This window comes from Streptomyces sp. NPDC107654, assembly GCF_055639035.1.
This window is the reverse complement of the sequence record NZ_JBVKBI010000018.1, coordinates 57,434-72,946: the sequence shown is the minus strand read 5'-3', so window position 1 is coordinate 72,946 and position 15,513 is coordinate 57,434. Positions and strand designations below refer to the sequence as shown.

Below are 15,513 nucleotides of genomic sequence, written 5' to 3'. Positions count from 1 at the left end.
GCACGACATGGTCACGCACGTTCCGGCGGAGGCGACGGGCGACGAGCGCGGGGCGCTGCTGGCGTTCGTCGAGGAACAGCGCGGCGGGATCCGCCGGGCCCTGCTCGGACTGACCGAGGAGCAGGCCCGTACCCGCCCCAGCGCCGGCGAGCTGTCCCTGGGCGGCCTGCTCAAGCACGTCGCCGAGGTCGAGCAGAGCTGGCTGGCCCGGGCGAAGCAGGAGCCGCCGGCGGTGGTCCGCGACGAGTCGAACTGGCACGAGACCTTCCAGCTGGCCGGGGACGAGACGGTCGCCTCGCAGCTGGCGTACTGGGAGCAGGTGGCCGCCGAGACGGAGAAGTTCATCCGCTCCGCGCCCAGTCTGGACGACACCTTCCCGCTGCCGCCCGACCCGTGGTTCCCGCCGGAGGGCCGCGTCTCGCTGCGCTGGCTGTGCCTGCACCTGATCCGCGAGTTCGCCCGGCACGCCGGCCACGCCGACATCGTCCGCGAGTCCCTGGACGGCAGGACCGCGTTCGAGCTGGTGGCACTGGAGCAGGGCCGCTAGCCGTACGGCCCTAACCTGGACGGCATGTCAGCGATCCGTCTCCTCGTGCTGGGCGCGGTACGCCTGCACGGGCGGGCCCACGGTTACCAGGTCCGGGGCGACCTGGAGTACTGGGGCGCGCACGAGTGGTCCCACGCCAAGCCGGGCTCGATCTACCACGCCCTGAAGCAGATGGCGAGGCAGGGACTGCTGCACGCGCACGAGATCGCGCCGTCCACGGCGGGCGGGCCGCCGCGCACCGAGTACGAACTCACCGGTGAGGGCACCGCCGAGTACTTCGCCCTGCTGCGGGACGCGCTGGTCACCTACGACCAGCGGAGCGACGTGAAGACGGCCGCCATCGGCTTCATGGTGGACCTGCCGAGGGCCGAGGCGGTGACCCTGCTGAAGGAGCGCACCCGGCGGATCGCCGCGTGGCGGTCCTCGGTCACCGAGCACTACATCCCCGAGGAAGGCCCGGAACGGCTGGGCCACATCGGCGAGATCATGAACATGTGGGTCCACACGGCCGACTCCGAGGCCGAGTGGACCCGCGGGCTCGTCGAACGCATCGAGAACGGCGCCTACACCTTCGCCGGCGAGGGCGATCCGTTCGCCGGCCTGCTCGCCGAGGACGCGGCGCCCTAGGGGTCCCGTCCGGATCAGGGCGGATCCGGACCGGGCGAAACCCGGGCCGGCGCAACCCCTAGTGGTGGAACCCGGTCGCCGCGCCCTTGTCCCGGGTCAGCGGCCGCGGCTGCCGGCGCAGCTCCGGCAGCAGGCGGGTCAGGTCGTCCACGAACAGGTCGGCCAGGTCGTGGGAGAAGCCGTTGCGGCACACGATCCGCAGCGCGGACAGGTCCTCGCGGTGCGCCGGGAAGGTGTAGGCGGGCACCAGCCAGCCGCCCTCGCGCAGCCGCCGGGAGACGTCGAAGACGTCGTACGACGTGACGTCGTCGGCCGTGGTCAGGGCGAACACCGGGAGCTGGTCGCCGCGGGTGAGCAGCCGGAAGTCGCCGAGCGCCTCGATCCGGGAGGCGAGCGAGGTCGCCACGTCCCGGGTCGACCGCTGCACCGCCCGGTAGCCCTCGCGGCCGAGCCGCAGGAACGTGTAGTACTGCGCCACCACCTGGGCGCCGGGCCGGGAGAAGTTCAGCGCGAACGTCGGCATCTCGCCGCCCAGGTAGTTCACCCGGAAGACCAGCTCCTCCGGCAGCGCCTCCCGGTCCCGCCACAGAGCCCAGCCGACGCCCGGGTAGACCAGCCCGTACTTGTGGCCGGAGGTGTTGATCGACGCCACCCGCGGCAGCCGGAAGTCCCATACCAGGTCCTCGTCCAGGAAGGGCGCCACCATCCCGCCGGACGCGCCGTCCACGTGCACCGGGATGTCGAGGCCGGTGCGCTCCTGGAGGGCGTCCAGGGCCGCGCACAGCTCGGCGACCGGCTCGTAGGAACCGTCGTACGTCGAGCCGAGGATGCCGACGACCCCGATGGTGTTCTCGTCGCACAGGTCCACGGCGGCCTGCGGGTCGATGTGGAACCGCTCGCCCTCCATGGGGACCAGCCGGGCCTCCACCTCCCAGAAGGCGCAGAACTTCTCCCAGCAGACCTGGACGTTGATCCCCATCACCAGATTGGGCCGCGCCCCCGGGTACCGGTCGGCGTTCCGCTTCGCCCAGCGTCGCTTCAGAGCCATTCCGGCGAGCATGCACGCCTCGCTCGACCCGGTGGTGGAACAGCCCACCACGGCCGACGGGTCCGGCGCGTTCCACAGGTCGGCGAGCATCGCCACGCAGCGCCGCTCCAGCTCGGCCGTGCGCGGGTACTCGTCCTTGTCGATCATGTTCTTGTCCCGGCACTCGCCCATCAGCACCCCGGCCTGCGGCTCCATCCAGGTGGTGACGAAGGTGGCCAGGTTCAGCCGGGAGTTGCCGTCCAGCATCAGTTCGTCGTGGACCAGCTGGTACGCCGTGGCCGGGGGCAGCGGGGCGTCCGGGAGCCGGTGGGTGGGCGGGGCCTCGGTCATGCCGCCGACGGGGTCGGCCGCCCCGAAGAACGGGTTGACCGACGCCGTCCGCGCCTCGTCCCGCTCGGGACCTTGGTGCAGGGCCATGGGATGTGCCTTTCGGAGGGATCAGCGGACCGGGGTGCCGTCCGCGCGCAGTTGCATCTGCGGGCGGCCCGTCACCAGCAGCCAGGCGGGCAGCGAGGCGATGCACAACAGGGCGATGACCGCCGGGGAGGCGACCAGCACGGCGGCGGTGAACAGGCTCACCCAGCCCTGCCGGGTGACCGCCAGGAGCATGCCGAGGACGGCCGTGGCGACGCCCACCGAGGGGTGCACGGCCGGAACGAGCGCGTGGGCGGCGAGACCGAGGGCGGTGCCGATGAAGACGGCGGGGAAGATCCGGCCGCCCCGGAAGCCGCAGGACGCGGCGACGAGCAGCGCGGCCAGCTTCACCACCGCCATCGTCACGAACTGCCCCGCCGACCAGCCCTGCGGGTCACGGGCCAGCTCCCCGACCTCGGACAGTCCCTTGAACAGCGTCAGACGACCGCCCAGGGCCGCCAGGCCCGCCAGGACCAGCCCTCCGGCCGGAAGCATCAGCATCGGGTGCCGCAGCCGCCGGAAGGCCGCGTGGACGTGGGGGAAGGCGTACACCGCGCACAGGCCGAGCACCGCGGCGGCCGAGGCGATCACCAGCGCGGCCAGGACGTCCCCCGCGCGCGGGTGGCCCATGGGCGGCAGGCCCAGGTCGAAGGTCGGACGGGCCACCAGGGTGGTCGTGACGGCCCCGCACGCGCCGGCGGTCAGCGGGGCGAACAGGTTGTCCCACAGCCGCCCCCGTACGGGACGTCCCACCAGCGCCTCGGAGATGACCAGCGCCGCCGCCACCGGCGTGCCGAACAGCGCGCCGATCGTCGCCGCCTCCGCCAGCACCGGCCACAGGGTGCCCGGCGTCCGGGGCAGGAAGCGCCCGCCGAGCCAGGCCGCGAGGCCCACGTTCACGGCGATGACCGGGTTCTCCGGGCCGAGGCTCGGGCCGCCGGCCAGCATCAGCCCGGCGGCCAGCACCAGGCCCGGCAGCACCGTCGGCGGCAGGACCTGGGCGTCCATCCCCAGAGTGGCGGGGTCGGGTCCGGCGTGCCCGGGCACCTTCCAGACCACCAGCCCCACGACGACACCGGTGGCGGTGAGCATGATGAACATCCACAGCACGGAGTACGGGCCCACCCCGAGCGCGTCCGGCAGCGGTCCCCACAGCACCCGCTGGAGCCGCTCCGCGGCCGTGCTCACCCCGACGAAGACCAGGCTCGCGGCCACGCCCACGACGACGGCGGGCAGGATGAACGGCAGCAGAGCCCGCGCCGGGGCGGTCGGAGCGCTCGGGGATGCCTGCGTCGTCTCCTGGGCCACGGGCTCACCATAAGCGGACGAAACGCGCGCAACATCCCGAACCGGACTCCACTTGCACCTCACGTGACGTGAGGCCTCAGCGTGGAGGCGTACCGACGACAAGGAGCGGAAAGTGAGCTACTCCGTGGGACAGGTCGCGGGGTTCGCCGGAGTCACGGTGCGCACCCTGCACCACTACGACGAGATCGGGTTGCTCGTGCCGAGCGAGCGGACGTACGCCGGCCACCGGCGGTACGGCGACGCCGACCTCGACCGGCTCCAGCAGATCCTGTTCTACCGGGAGCTGGGCTTCCCGCTCGACGAGGTCGCGGTTCTGCTCGACGACCCGGACGCCGACCCGCGCACCCACCTGCGCCGCCAGCACCACCTGCTGACCGCCCGGATCGAGAAGCTGCAGAAGATGGCCGCGGCCGTGGAGCACGCCTTGGAGGCACGCACGATGGGCATCGACCTGACGCCGGAGGAGCGGTTCGAGGTCTTCGGGGACAAGGACCCCGAGCAGTACGCGGAGGAGGTCGAGCAGCGCTGGGGCGGCACCGAGGCGTACGCCGAGTCGCAGCGCCGCGCGGCGACCTACGGCAAGGAGGACTGGAAGCGCATCCAGGCCGAGGTCGACGACTGGGGCGCGCGGTACGCCGCCCTGCTCGCCGCCGGCGAGGAGCCGGCCGGCGAGGCGGCCATGGACCTGGCCGAGGAACACCGGCGGCACATCAGCCGGTGGTACTTCGAGGTGCCGTACGAGATGCACCGGTGCTTCGGGGAGATGTACGTCTCCGACGAGCGCTTCAAGGCGTTCTACGACTCGCTGCACCCCGGCCTCGCCGAACACCTGCGCGACGCGATCCTCGCCAACGCGGACCGGCGGGCGACGTCGTGACGTCCTGACGTCCGGGCCCGGGGCACGTCCCCGGGCCCGGACAGCGGCCGGCACCGCGCTGGAACCCGGGGCGGCCCCGTCACGTTGATAGTTTTGTACGGCGCCCCCCGACGTTCAGCCGCCGTAGCCGCCTTCACCCCTCAGGAGCCCGGACCCGTGATGACACTCGCCCTCGGCCCGAGCTGGCTGGATCCCAACTACCTGCTCGACACCTACAGCATCTGGGGTCTGCTGCTCATCGTCTTCGCCGAGTCCGGCCTGCTCATCGGCTTCTTCCTGCCGGGCGACTCGCTGCTGTTCACCTGTGGTCTGCTGATCACCTCCGGCGACCTGGACTTCCCGCTGTGGGCCGCGATCGCCCTCATCTGCCTCGCCGCGATCCTCGGCGACCAGGCGGGCTACATGTTCGGCAAGAAGGTCGGCCCGTCCCTGTTCAACCGCCCGGACTCCCGCCTGTTCAAGCAGGAGAACGTCACCAAGGCGCACGAGTTCTTCGAGAAGTACGGCCCCAAGTCGCTGGTCCTGGCCCGCTTCGTGCCGATCGTGCGCACGTTCACGCCGATCATCGCGGGCGTCAGCGGCATGAAGTACCGCTCGTTCCTGACCTTCAACGTCATCGGTGGCGTCCTGTGGGGCGCGGGCGTCACCCTGCTCGGCTCCTGGCTCGGCAACATCGGCTTCGTCAAGAAGAACATCGAGGCGATCCTCATCCTGATCGTCCTCGTCTCGGTGATCCCGATCGCGATCGAGTTCCTGCGGGCCCGGGGCAAGGAGAAGAAGGCCGCGCAGAACAGGCCGCAGACCCGGCCCGAGCCCCCGCGGCAGCCCGCCCACCAGCAGCCCGCCCCTCAGCAGCCCCCGGTCATGGACGACGCCACGACCCGCCTGCGGCGCATCGAGCCGGAGCAGCCGTACCCGGCGCAGTACGACCAGCAGCAGTACCCGCAGGGGCAGCAGTACCCGCAGGGGCGACAGCAGTACCCGCAGGAGCGGCAGCAGTACCCGCACCACCCCGGGCACCAGCAGCAGTACTGGGACGAGGGCGGCTACGACAGCCGGTACTACGACCAGCGGCAGCCCGGGCAGGAGGCCCCGCGGGAGCCCCACCGGCAGTACGGCCAGGACCCGTACCCGTACGACTACGACCAGGGCGACTACCGCGCCCCGTAGCCCCCGCGCCTAGAACCCGCGCGTCCGCTTCGCCGCCCGGCGCTTCCCGGCGGAGCCGACCCGCAGGAACAGCCGGAAGACCTCCGAGCCCAGGTTGACCCCGATCGCGATGGCCATGGCCAGCGACGCCGCGTTCGCCAGCGACACCAGACCCTTGTCCACCTCGTTCTGCGCCATGCTCAGCAGCCCGAAGTACGTCGCCGACCCGGGCAGCAGCGGTCCGATCGCCGCCGTCGTGAAGGGCAGCGCCGACGCGAACCGGTACCGCGACAGCAGCTGCCCGAAGAGACCCACCAGTCCCGCCGCCACGGCCGTGGACGCCACCGGCGAGATGTCGGCGACGTAGTGCATCGCGCCGTACACCGTCCACGCCACGCCCCCGTTCAGGGTCACCCAGAGCACGGTGGACCGTTCCTGCTGGAGCAGCACCGCGAACGTCATCGAGAGCAGCATCGACGCGGCGATCTGCACCACCGGCCGCTCGTTGATGATGAGCGCCGCGTCCGGGTTCAGCTTGCCGCCGACCTTGACGCCGAAGTACAGGACGATCAGGACGCCGGTGACGATGCCGACGAAGAAGTACATGACCTCCAGCAGGCGGGCGGAGGCGGTGATGTAGAAGCCCGTCAGCCCGTCCTGCACCCCGGCCACCAGCGCCCGCCCCGGCAGCAGGGCGAACAGCCCACCGGTGACGACGGCGGACGCCTTCACGTCGACGTGGGCCAGCGCGAACGCCACCCCGATCGCCGCGGGCGGCATCGCGGCCACCGTGAACTGGTAGAACTCCGGCAGCCCGCGCCCCGCGCACAGCCACGCCAGCCGGTCGCCGAGCATCGCGCCCACCGCGGCCGCCACGAAGACGAGCAGGCCACCGCCGACCAGCACGGAGGCCGCACCCGCGAGCAGTCCGCTCGCCAGGCTCAGCGCCCAGCCGGGGTACGGGTGCCGGTTGCGGCGGATCTCCGCGAGGCGCCGGTAGGCCTCCTCCAGGGAGACATGGGTCTCCGGGTCGGTCAGGTCGTCCACCAGCCGGAAGACGGCCGCCAGCCGGGTGTAGTCGGTGCCCCGCCGCCGTACCGTCCGGGACGCCGTCACCGGGTCCTCCACCAGGGACGGCTGGTGCGAGATCGACAGCAGCGTGAAGGTGACGTTCGGCTCGCAGCGGTCCAGGCCGTAGGACCGGCACACCGCGAACATCGCGGCCTCCACGTCCTCCGCCCCCTCGCCGCCCGCCAGCAGCAGCTCCCCGATACGCAGGGTCAGGTCCAGCACGCGCGGGACGGCCGGGCCGCCCTCCTCCTCGCGCTGCACCGGCTCGGGCGCCGGCCGCTCGGTCACCGGCATGCGCAGCATCGTGCGCATCCGGTCCTGCCACGGCGCGTCCTTGACCAGGCTGACCAGCGGCACCCCGGTGGCCGGCGTGAACGCGGTCGGCGCCTCCTTGGCGCTGTAGGTGCGCGGCAGGCTGAACGCCGACCCCTCCGGCTCGGCACTCGGCGGCTGCGGCGTCTGCAGCCCCTCGGGTACGGCGAACTCGGACGTGGTCTCCGACTCGTCGCCCCGGGGAACGTCGAGACCCCGGGGGATGGCGAACTCGGACGTGATCTCCGGGTCGTACCGCGCCTCGTCGGACCGTGGCTTGCGGTCCTCCGCCTCCGTCACCTCGCACCGCTCCCTGAACGACACCTTCCGTAGGCCTCAGTATGCGCATGAGTACGCAAACGGGCCGCGCCACCCCACACAGGGTGCCGCGGCCCGCGGAAGGCAAACCGGCCGGTCAGTGGCCGCCCTGGTCCTTGAAACGCTTGTAGGACCGCTCGATCTCGGCCTCGGCCTCGGTGCGACCGACCCAGTCGGCGCCCTCGACGGACTTGCCGGGCTCCAGGTCCTTGTAGACCTCGAAGAAGTGCTGGATCTCCAGGCGGTCGAACTCCGACACGTGGTGGATGTCGCGCAGGTGCTCCACGCGCGGGTCGGTCGCCGGGACACACAGCAGCTTGTCGTCGCCGCCGGCCTCGTCGGTCATCCGGAACATGCCGATCGCGCGGCAGCGGATGAGGCAGCCCGGGAAGGTCGGCTCGTCCAGGATGACCAGCGCGTCCAGCGGGTCGCCGTCCTCGCCGAGGGTGTTCTCGACGAAGCCGTAGTCGGTCGGGTAGGCGGTCGAGGTGAAGAGACGACGGTCCAGGCGGATCCGACCGGTCTCGTGGTCCACCTCGTACTTGTTCCGCGAACCCTTCGGGATCTCGATCGTGACGTCGAACTCCACCGGTGGCTCCTCCATGATCAACACATAGTTCTGGTGGTTAAGTGTCCCTCACGCAGGTGTGTGATCGCGAAAGGGGCTGGTGGTCGTGCCAGAGCTGAGGCCTTGGCGAGCCGCGAGACCGCGGATGGAGCGGATCGCGAACGCCGTGACGGCCGCCGGACCGCGCCTCGCGCGGCTGGCGAGGGCCGTGCGTGTCAGGCCTGTGCACCTCCCCCGTCCGCGGACCGTCAGGACCTGGCAGTACACCGCGGGCGCCGCCACCGTCGGCCTGGCGCTGGCCGTCGGCGTGGTGACCGTGGCCGGTCCCTGGGACGCCAACGGTCAGCGTACGGCCGAGCGGGACCGCGCCGCCGCCCTGGAGCGAGCAGGTGGCGCAGATCACGGCCGCTCCGGTACGGCCGCGGGGGCGCCCCGGCCCGCGCCGAGCGCCGGACCCGTCCTGACCGGCCTGGGCGGCACCACGGGCGCCGTGGGCACCAGGAAGGCGCCCCCGCGCGCACAGGCCGTCTCGGACGCCCTCGGCCCCCTCCTCGACACCCCGGCGCTCGGCGACGCCCACGCGGTGGCCGTCGTCGACGTCCAGACCGGCGAACGGCTGTACGACGCCGACGCCGGCCGGGCACTCGCCCCCGCCTCCACCACCAAGATCGCCACCGCGGTCGCCGCCCTGTCCGCGCTCGGCCCCGACCACCGCCTCACCACCCGCGCCGCCCTCGAACCCGACACCCGGGAACTCGTCCTGGTCGGCGGGGGCGACCCCACCCTCACCGCGCACCCCCGCGCCGACGGCTGGGCCGGCCTGCGCACGCTGGCCGCGGACACCGCGAAGGCGCTGGACAAGCGCGGCATCCACCGGATCACCCTGTCCTACGACACCACCCTCTTCACCGGCCCCGCCCTGCACCCCATCGGCGTCAACGACAACCTCGCCCCGGTCAGCGCCCTCACCGTCGACGAGGGCCGCACCGACGACTCCGCCAGAGGGCCGGTGCCCCGCGCCGCCGACCCGGCGGCGGACGCGGCGGCCAGGTTCGCGGGCTTCCTGAAGAACGCCGGCATCACCACCACCCACCCCGGCCCGTCCAAGGCCAGCACGCGCGCGCAGACCCTCGCGAGCGTCTCCTCGCCCCCGCTGTCCGCCCTGGTCGAGCGGATGCTGACCAACAGTGACAACGACATCGCGGAGGCCCTGGCCCGCCACACGGCCCTGGCGAGCGGGCAGCCGGCCAGCTTCGACGGCGGCGCCGAGGCCATCGCCACCCAGCTGCGGGGGCTCGGCCTGCCGATGGCCGGCGCCGCCTTCCACGACGGCAGCGGCCTCGACCGGGACGACCGGCTCACGGCCGACCTCCTCACCGCGCTCCTGGTCAAGGCGGGCGACCCGCACCGCCCCGGCCTGCGCCCCGTCCTCACCGGCCTGCCCGTGGCCGGCTTCACCGGCACCCTCACCACCCGCTACACCGACGGCGCCTCCGGCCTCGTCCGCGCCAAGACCGGCACCCTGACCGGTGTGAACACCCTCGCCGGCACGGTCGTGGACCGGACAGGACACCTCCTGGCCTTCGCCTTCCTCGCCTCGAACACCCCGAACGCCTCGGAGGCCCAGGCGGCCCTGGACAAGGCGGCGACGGCACTGACGGGGTAACCGGCGCCGGCGGACCGCACGACCGCGTGGCCGTACCGCCGTACCGCCGTGGGCAGGCGTTCCGCAAGGCCGGACGGGGCCGGGCGTGGCCCGCGGGACCGGGCGGCCGGGGGCGCCCTCACGCCCTGCCGGCCCCGGACGGCTGCCCCAACCGGTGCCGCTCACGTACGGTTGACAGCATGACTGGCTTCGGCGGCACCGCATCTCCCGGGATGGTCGACTGGAACCTCGCGGTGGCAACCGCGACACGGCTCGTACGCCCCGGTCCCGACGTCAGCCGCGACGAGGCCAGGGCCGTCGTCGCGGAGCTGCGCCGGCACGCGAAGGCCTCGGAGGAACACGTCCGGGGCTTCACTCGTATGGGCACCGAGGAGACCCACGACACCCCCGTCCTCGTCGTCGACCGCCCCGGCTGGGTCCGGGCCAACGTCGCCGGCTTCCGGGAGATCCTCCGGCCGCTCCTGGAGAAGATGCAGGAGCGGCGCGGCGGCAACCCGGGCAGCGCCGTCCTGGGCGCCGTCGGCGGCAAGGTGACCGGCGTGGAACTCGGCATGCTCCTGTCGTTCCTGTCCTCCCGCGTCCTCGGCCAGTACGAGACCTTCGCCCCCGCCACCCGCGACCTCCCGGCCGGCGAGAACGGCGGCGGCCGGCTGCTGCTGGTCGCGCCCAACATCGTCCACGTGGAGCGCGAACTCGACGTCGAGCCGCACGACTTCCGCCTCTGGGTGTGCCTGCACGAGGAGACCCACCGCACGCAGTTCACCGCCGTGCCCTGGCTCCGGGACCACCTGGAGGGCGAAATCCAGTCGTTCTTGGCGGAGACCGACGTGGACCCGATGGCCTTCCTGGAGCGCATCCGGGACGCCGCCCAGTCCCTCGCCGGCGGGCGCCCCGAGGGCGAGGAGGAGGACGGCGGCCGCTCCCTCGTGGAGCTGGTGCAGACCCCCGCCCAGCGCGAGATCCTCGCCCGCCTGACGGCCGTGATGTCCTTGCTGGAGGGCCACGCCGACTACGTCATGGACGGCGTCGGGCCGAGCGTCGTACCGACCGTCGCGGAGATCCGGGAGAAGTTCCAGCAGCGCCGCGCGAAGGGCGCCTCCCGGCTCGACCTCGCCCTGCGCAGGCTGCTGGGCCTGGACGCCAAGCTGAAGCAGTACCGCGACGGCGAACGCTTCGTGCGGGGCGTGGTCGACGAGGTCGGCGTGGACGGCTTCAACCGTGTGTGGACCTCGCCCAACACCCTGCCCACCAAGGCGGAGATCGCCAAACCGGCGGACTGGGTCGCGCGGGTGCACCGCAAGACCGAGTCGTGAACGGCCCGGGGAGGTCGTGAAACGAATCCGGCCGACGGCAGGCGAACGCCCCTCCAATCACCCGTCCGAGGGACCGTGAGCCATGCGTAGGCGTGCAATGCTCGGGGAACGGCCCGCTTCTGTCACCATCGACGCACTCTGAGTGACCGTCTCGGGCTCACCCCCCGAAAAACTTCATGAAGGGAACCGGACATGGGTCCCCATCCTGCGGTCGCGGCGATACGCCTGGCGGTCCGCCGCGTCCTCCACGACATCCTCAACGACCAGACCTCCCGCGTGCGCCCGGGCCCGCAGCTCGTCGGCGCGCACCCGGACCGGACGCCCGAGCGGCCCCCCTCCCCGCTCGTCCTCGTCGCGTGCTCCGGCGGCGCCGACTCCGTGGCCCTCGCCTCCGCCCTCGCCTTCGAGGCCCCCAAACTCGGCGTCCGGGCCGGCGGGATCACCGTCGACCACGGCCTCCAGCCCGGCTCCGACCTCCGCGCCGACGAGGTCGTCCTGCGACTGCGGGGGCTCGGGCTCGACCCGGTCGAGTCCGTCGCCGTCACCGTCGGCCGCGAGGGAGGCCCCGAGGCCGCCGCCCGCGACGCCCGCTACGCCGCCCTGGACGCCGCGGCCGAACGCCACGGCGCCGCCGCGATCCTGCTCGGCCACACCCGCGACGACCAGGCCGAAACCGTCCTGCTGGGCCTCGCCCGCGGCTCCGGCATCCGCTCCCTGTCCGGCATGGCCGCGGTCTCGGGGGCCGACGGCCGTTACCGGCGGCCCTTCCTGCAGCTCGACCGGCAGACCGCCCGCAAGGCCTGCATGGCCCAGTCCCTGCCCGTCTGGGACGACCCGCACAACGCCGACCCCGCCTACACCCGCTCCCGCCTCCGGCACGAGGGCCTGCCCGCCCTGGAGAAGGCCCTCGGCAAGGGCGTCGTGGAGGCGCTCGCCCGTACCGCCCAGCTCTCCCGCGACGACGCCGACGCCCTGGACACCTGGGCCCGCCAGGCCGAGGCCTCGGTTCGTGACGCCGCCGGCCTGCTGGAGTGCGCCAAGCTCTACGCCCTCCCGCCCGCCGTACGCCGCCGGATCCTGCGCCGCGCCGCCATCGAGGCCGGTGCTCCGGCCGGCGCGCTGTTCGCCCGTCACATCGAGGAGATCGACCGTCTGATCACCGGCTGGCGCGGCCAGGGAGCCATCAATCTCCCGGGCAGGGTCGTCGCCCAGCGGCAGGGTGGCAGACTGGTGATTCGGCAAGGCTGAATCCCGACCTTCCCGGAGCGACGCTCCGGCGGGCCGGGCGGCCGGAGGCCGTGTGTGCGGCCGGAGCCGGTGGCCGCGCTCGCGGCCGTAAGTGCGGGACGACCGAAAGTGATGCGGGTGGACGCGAAAGACATGGGTGCCGACCTCCAGCAGGTGCTCATCACCAAGGAAGAGATCGACGCGAAGCTGGCCGAGCTGGCCGCGAAGATCGACGCGGAGTACGCGGGCAAGGACCTGCTGATCGTCGGTGTGCTCAAGGGTGCGGTGATGGTCATGGCGGACCTCGCCCGGGCGCTGTCCACCCCCGTCACCATGGACTGGATGGCCGTGTCCTCCTACGGCGCGGGCACCCAGTCCTCCGGGGTCGTGCGCATCCTCAAGGACCTCGACACCGACATCAAGGGCCGGCACGTCCTGATCGTCGAGGACATCATCGACTCCGGGCTGACCCTGTCCTGGCTGATCAACAACCTCGGTTCGCGCGAGCCCGCGTCCCTGAAGGTGTGCACGCTGCTGCGCAAGCCGGACGCCGCCAAGGTCGCCATCGACGTCGAGTGGGTCGGCTTCGACATCCCGAACGAGTTCGTCGTGGGCTACGGCCTCGACTACGCCGAGAAGTACCGCAACCTGCCGTTCGTCGGTACGCTCGCGCCCCACGTCTACGGCGGCTGAGCCACTCGGCGCAAGCGCGCCGGGATGATCGGGAACCCCAGCGGCTCCCGGACCGTTGGAGCATGCAGAGACGGGATCCCCAGCCGCCGAAACGGCTCCGCGCGGCTTCGGGCAACAATGCTGGGGTACCGTCAGAAGAACTGTCTTATCAAACTCACTATGGCAGGAGGGACGGGGCGGCACCGCTCCGTATGGATGGACGTGAAGCGATACTTCCGTGGGCCGGTCATGTGGATCGTGCTGGCCGTCCTTGCCGTGGTCGTGTTGATGCAGGTCGTCGGCTCGTCCGGCGGCTACAAGACGGTGGACACCGGCCAGGTCGTGGCGGCGATCAACGACAACAAGGTCGAGTCGGCCAAGCTCACCACCGGTGACGAGCAGAGCATCAAGGTCACGCTCAAGGACGGCTACAAGGTCCAGGGCAGCTCCAAGATCCAGGCGAGCTACATCGGCGACCAGGGCGTGCAGCTGGCCGGAACGCTGCAGACCAAGTACCAGGAAAAGCAGATCACGGACGGCTACACGGTCTCGCCGTCCAAGCAGAACCCGTTCGTCGGCGTCCTGCTCTCCCTGCTGCCCTTCGTCCTGATCGTGGTCGTCTTCCTGTTCCTGATGAACCAGATGCAGGGCGGCGGATCCCGGGTCATGAACTTCGGGAAGTCCAAGGCGAAGCTCATCACCAAGGACACCCCGAAGACGACCTTCTCCGACGTCGCCGGCTGTGACGAGGCCGTCGAGGAACTCCAGGAGATCAAGGAGTTCCTGCAGGAGCCGGCCAAGTTCCAGGCCGTCGGCGCCAAGATCCCCAAGGGCGTGCTGCTCTACGGCCGCCCGGGTACCGGCAAGACCCTGCTCGCGCGCGCCGTCGCCGGCGAGGCGGGCGTCCCGTTCTACTCGATCTCCGGCTCGGACTTCGTCGAGATGTTCGTCGGTGTCGGTGCCTCCCGGGTCCGTGACCTGTTCGAGCAGGCCAAGGCGAACGCCCCGGCGATCGTCTTCGTCGACGAGATCGACGCGGTCGGCCGCCACCGCGGCGCCGGCCTCGGCGGTGGTCACGACGAGCGCGAGCAGACCCTGAACCAGCTGCTGGTCGAGATGGACGGCTTCGACGTCAAGGGCGGCGTCATCCTGATCGCCGCCACGAACCGCCCGGACATCCTGGACCCGGCGCTGCTGCGTCCCGGCCGCTTCGACCGGCAGATCGCGGTCGACCCGCCGGACCTGCAGGGCCGACTGGAGATCCTCAAGGTCCACCAGAAGGGCAAGCCGGTCGCGCCCGACGTCGACCTGTCCGCCGTGGCCCGCCGCACCCCGGGCATGACCGGTGCCGACCTCGCCAACGTGCTGAACGAGGCCGCCCTGCTCACCGCCCGCGGCGACCAGAAGCTGATCGACAACAAGGCGCTGGACGAGGCGATCGACCGCGTGGTCGCGGGCCCGCAGAAGCGGACCCGGATCATGTCGGACAAGGAGAAGAAGATCACCGCGTACCACGAGGGCGGTCACGCCCTGGTCGCGGCGGCCTCGCCGAACTCCGACCCGGTACACAAGATCACGATCCTGTCCCGCGGGCGCGCCCTCGGCTACACGATGGTCCTGCCGGACGAGGACAAGTACTCGACCACCCGCAACGAGATGCTCGACCAGCTCGCCTACATGCTGGGCGGCCGGGCGGCCGAGGAACTGGTCTTCCACGACCCGACCACGGGTGCCGCGAACGACATCGAGAAGGCCACCAACCTGGCCCGCGCGATGGTCACGCAGTACGGCATGACCGAGCGTCTCGGCGCGATCAAGTTCGGCGGCGACAACAGCGAGCCCTTCCTCGGCCGTGAGATGGCTCACCAGCGCGACTACTCCGAGGAGGTCGCCGCGCTGGTGGACGAGGAGGTCAAGAAGCTGATCGAGACCGCGCACAACGAGGCCTGGGAGATCCTGGTCGAGAACCGCGACGTGCTCGACAACCTCGTCCTGCAGCTGCTGGAGAAGGAGACGCTGGGCAAGGAGGAGATCGCCGAGATCTTCGCCCCCATCGTCAAGCGTCCGCCGCGGCCCGCCTGGACCGGCTCTTCCCGCCGCACCCCGTCCACCCGCCCGCCGGTGCTCTCCCCGAAGGAGCTGGCACTGACCAACGGTGCGAACGGCGCGACGGCGTCGATCAGCACGGCCAAGTCGACGGCGGCGGAGTCCGCCCCGGTGACGGAGCCGACTCCGGAGGACCGTCCGGAGAACTGACCGGCCGACCGCGCGTAGAGCGGTTCCGGCCAGCAGGGCCGGAATGAATGCCGCGCCCCCCGGGTTCTAGCCTGGAGGGCGCGGCATTTCGCATGTCCGCAGACGGAACGCGAGGAAGACGCGCGTGCAAGGCACAGGAA

Annotated in this window: 13 protein-coding genes; 9 read left to right on the top strand and 4 right to left on the bottom strand. The window is 71.8% G+C overall.

Going from position 1 to position 15,513, the window contains the following annotated elements:
* Positions 1 to 7 precede the first annotated feature (7 nt).
* Together ACZ7N4_RS27550 and ACZ7N4_RS27545 are read left to right on the top strand one after the other, a co-directional pair.
* Positions 8 to 547, top strand: a complete 540-nt coding sequence (locus ACZ7N4_RS27550) for a DinB family protein (RefSeq protein ID WP_471362740.1) — start codon at positions 8 to 10, stop codon at positions 545 to 547.
* A 24-nt stretch (positions 548 to 571) separates the two neighbouring features.
* The gene (locus ACZ7N4_RS27545; protein ID WP_471362737.1) at positions 572 to 1,174 is read left to right on the top strand and encodes a PadR family transcriptional regulator; all 603 of its coding nucleotides are present in this window, start codon (positions 572 to 574) and stop codon (positions 1,172 to 1,174) included.
* A gap of 58 nt (positions 1,175 to 1,232) precedes the next feature.
* On the opposite strand, the gene ACZ7N4_RS27540 is transcribed toward ACZ7N4_RS27545, so the two are convergent.
* Both ACZ7N4_RS27540 and ACZ7N4_RS27535 read right to left on the bottom strand, forming a co-directional pair.
* Positions 1,233 to 2,639, bottom strand: a complete 1,407-nt coding sequence (locus tag ACZ7N4_RS27540) for a glutamate decarboxylase (protein ID WP_471362734.1) — start codon at positions 2,637 to 2,639, stop codon at positions 1,233 to 1,235.
* A gap of 21 nt (positions 2,640 to 2,660) precedes the next feature.
* Positions 2,661 to 3,944, bottom strand: a complete 1,284-nt coding sequence (locus ACZ7N4_RS27535) for an ion channel protein (RefSeq protein WP_471362731.1) — start codon at positions 3,942 to 3,944, stop codon at positions 2,661 to 2,663.
* Between the two features lie 112 nt (positions 3,945 to 4,056).
* On the opposite strand from ACZ7N4_RS27535, the gene ACZ7N4_RS27530 reads away from it, so the two are divergent.
* Together ACZ7N4_RS27530 and ACZ7N4_RS27525 are read left to right on the top strand one after the other, a co-directional pair.
* Positions 4,057 to 4,821, top strand: coding sequence for a MerR family transcriptional regulator (locus ACZ7N4_RS27530; protein WP_471362728.1), 765 nt, complete (start codon positions 4,057 to 4,059; stop codon positions 4,819 to 4,821).
* Positions 4,822 to 4,977: 156 nt separating this feature from the next.
* On the top strand, positions 4,978 to 5,991 hold the full coding sequence (locus ACZ7N4_RS27525) for a DedA family protein (RefSeq protein WP_471362726.1): 1,014 nt from the start codon (positions 4,978 to 4,980) through the stop codon (positions 5,989 to 5,991).
* 9 nt (positions 5,992 to 6,000) lie between these two features.
* Here ACZ7N4_RS27525 and ACZ7N4_RS27520 read toward each other — a convergent pair whose 3' ends face one another.
* Entirely contained in the window at positions 6,001 to 7,653 is a 1,653-nt protein-coding gene (locus ACZ7N4_RS27520) for a threonine/serine exporter family protein (protein ID WP_471362723.1), read from the bottom strand.
* A gap of 115 nt (positions 7,654 to 7,768) precedes the next feature.
* Positions 7,769 to 8,260, bottom strand: a complete 492-nt coding sequence (locus ACZ7N4_RS27515) for an inorganic diphosphatase (RefSeq protein WP_208036714.1) — start codon at positions 8,258 to 8,260, stop codon at positions 7,769 to 7,771.
* A gap of 124 nt (positions 8,261 to 8,384) precedes the next feature.
* Between ACZ7N4_RS27515 and dacB the strand changes: the two genes are divergently transcribed.
* The 5 genes from dacB (at position 8,385) to ftsH (ending at position 15,373) form a co-directional block, all read left to right on the top strand.
* The gene (gene dacB / locus ACZ7N4_RS27510) at positions 8,385 to 9,905 is read left to right on the top strand and encodes a D-alanyl-D-alanine carboxypeptidase/D-alanyl-D-alanine endopeptidase (RefSeq protein WP_471362720.1); all 1,521 of its coding nucleotides are present in this window, start codon (positions 8,385 to 8,387) and stop codon (positions 9,903 to 9,905) included.
* Positions 9,906 to 10,117: 212 nt separating this feature from the next.
* Positions 10,118 to 11,218 (top strand): zinc-dependent metalloprotease, encoded by a 1,101-nt coding sequence (locus tag ACZ7N4_RS27505; protein WP_471362936.1) that lies wholly within the window; start codon positions 10,118 to 10,120, stop codon positions 11,216 to 11,218.
* A gap of 192 nt (positions 11,219 to 11,410) precedes the next feature.
* Positions 11,411 to 12,466, top strand: a complete 1,056-nt coding sequence (gene tilS, locus ACZ7N4_RS27500) for a tRNA lysidine(34) synthetase TilS (RefSeq protein ID WP_471362718.1) — start codon at positions 11,411 to 11,413, stop codon at positions 12,464 to 12,466.
* 111 nt (positions 12,467 to 12,577) lie between these two features.
* Positions 12,578 to 13,138: a hypoxanthine phosphoribosyltransferase gene (gene hpt, locus ACZ7N4_RS27495; RefSeq protein WP_030342680.1), complete on the top strand. Its 561-nt coding sequence runs from the start codon at positions 12,578 to 12,580 to the stop codon at positions 13,136 to 13,138.
* Between the two features lie 195 nt (positions 13,139 to 13,333).
* Positions 13,334 to 15,373, top strand: coding sequence for an ATP-dependent zinc metalloprotease FtsH (ftsH, locus tag ACZ7N4_RS27490; protein WP_471362714.1), 2,040 nt, complete (start codon positions 13,334 to 13,336; stop codon positions 15,371 to 15,373).
* The last annotated feature ends 140 nt before the right edge of the window (positions 15,374 to 15,513 follow it).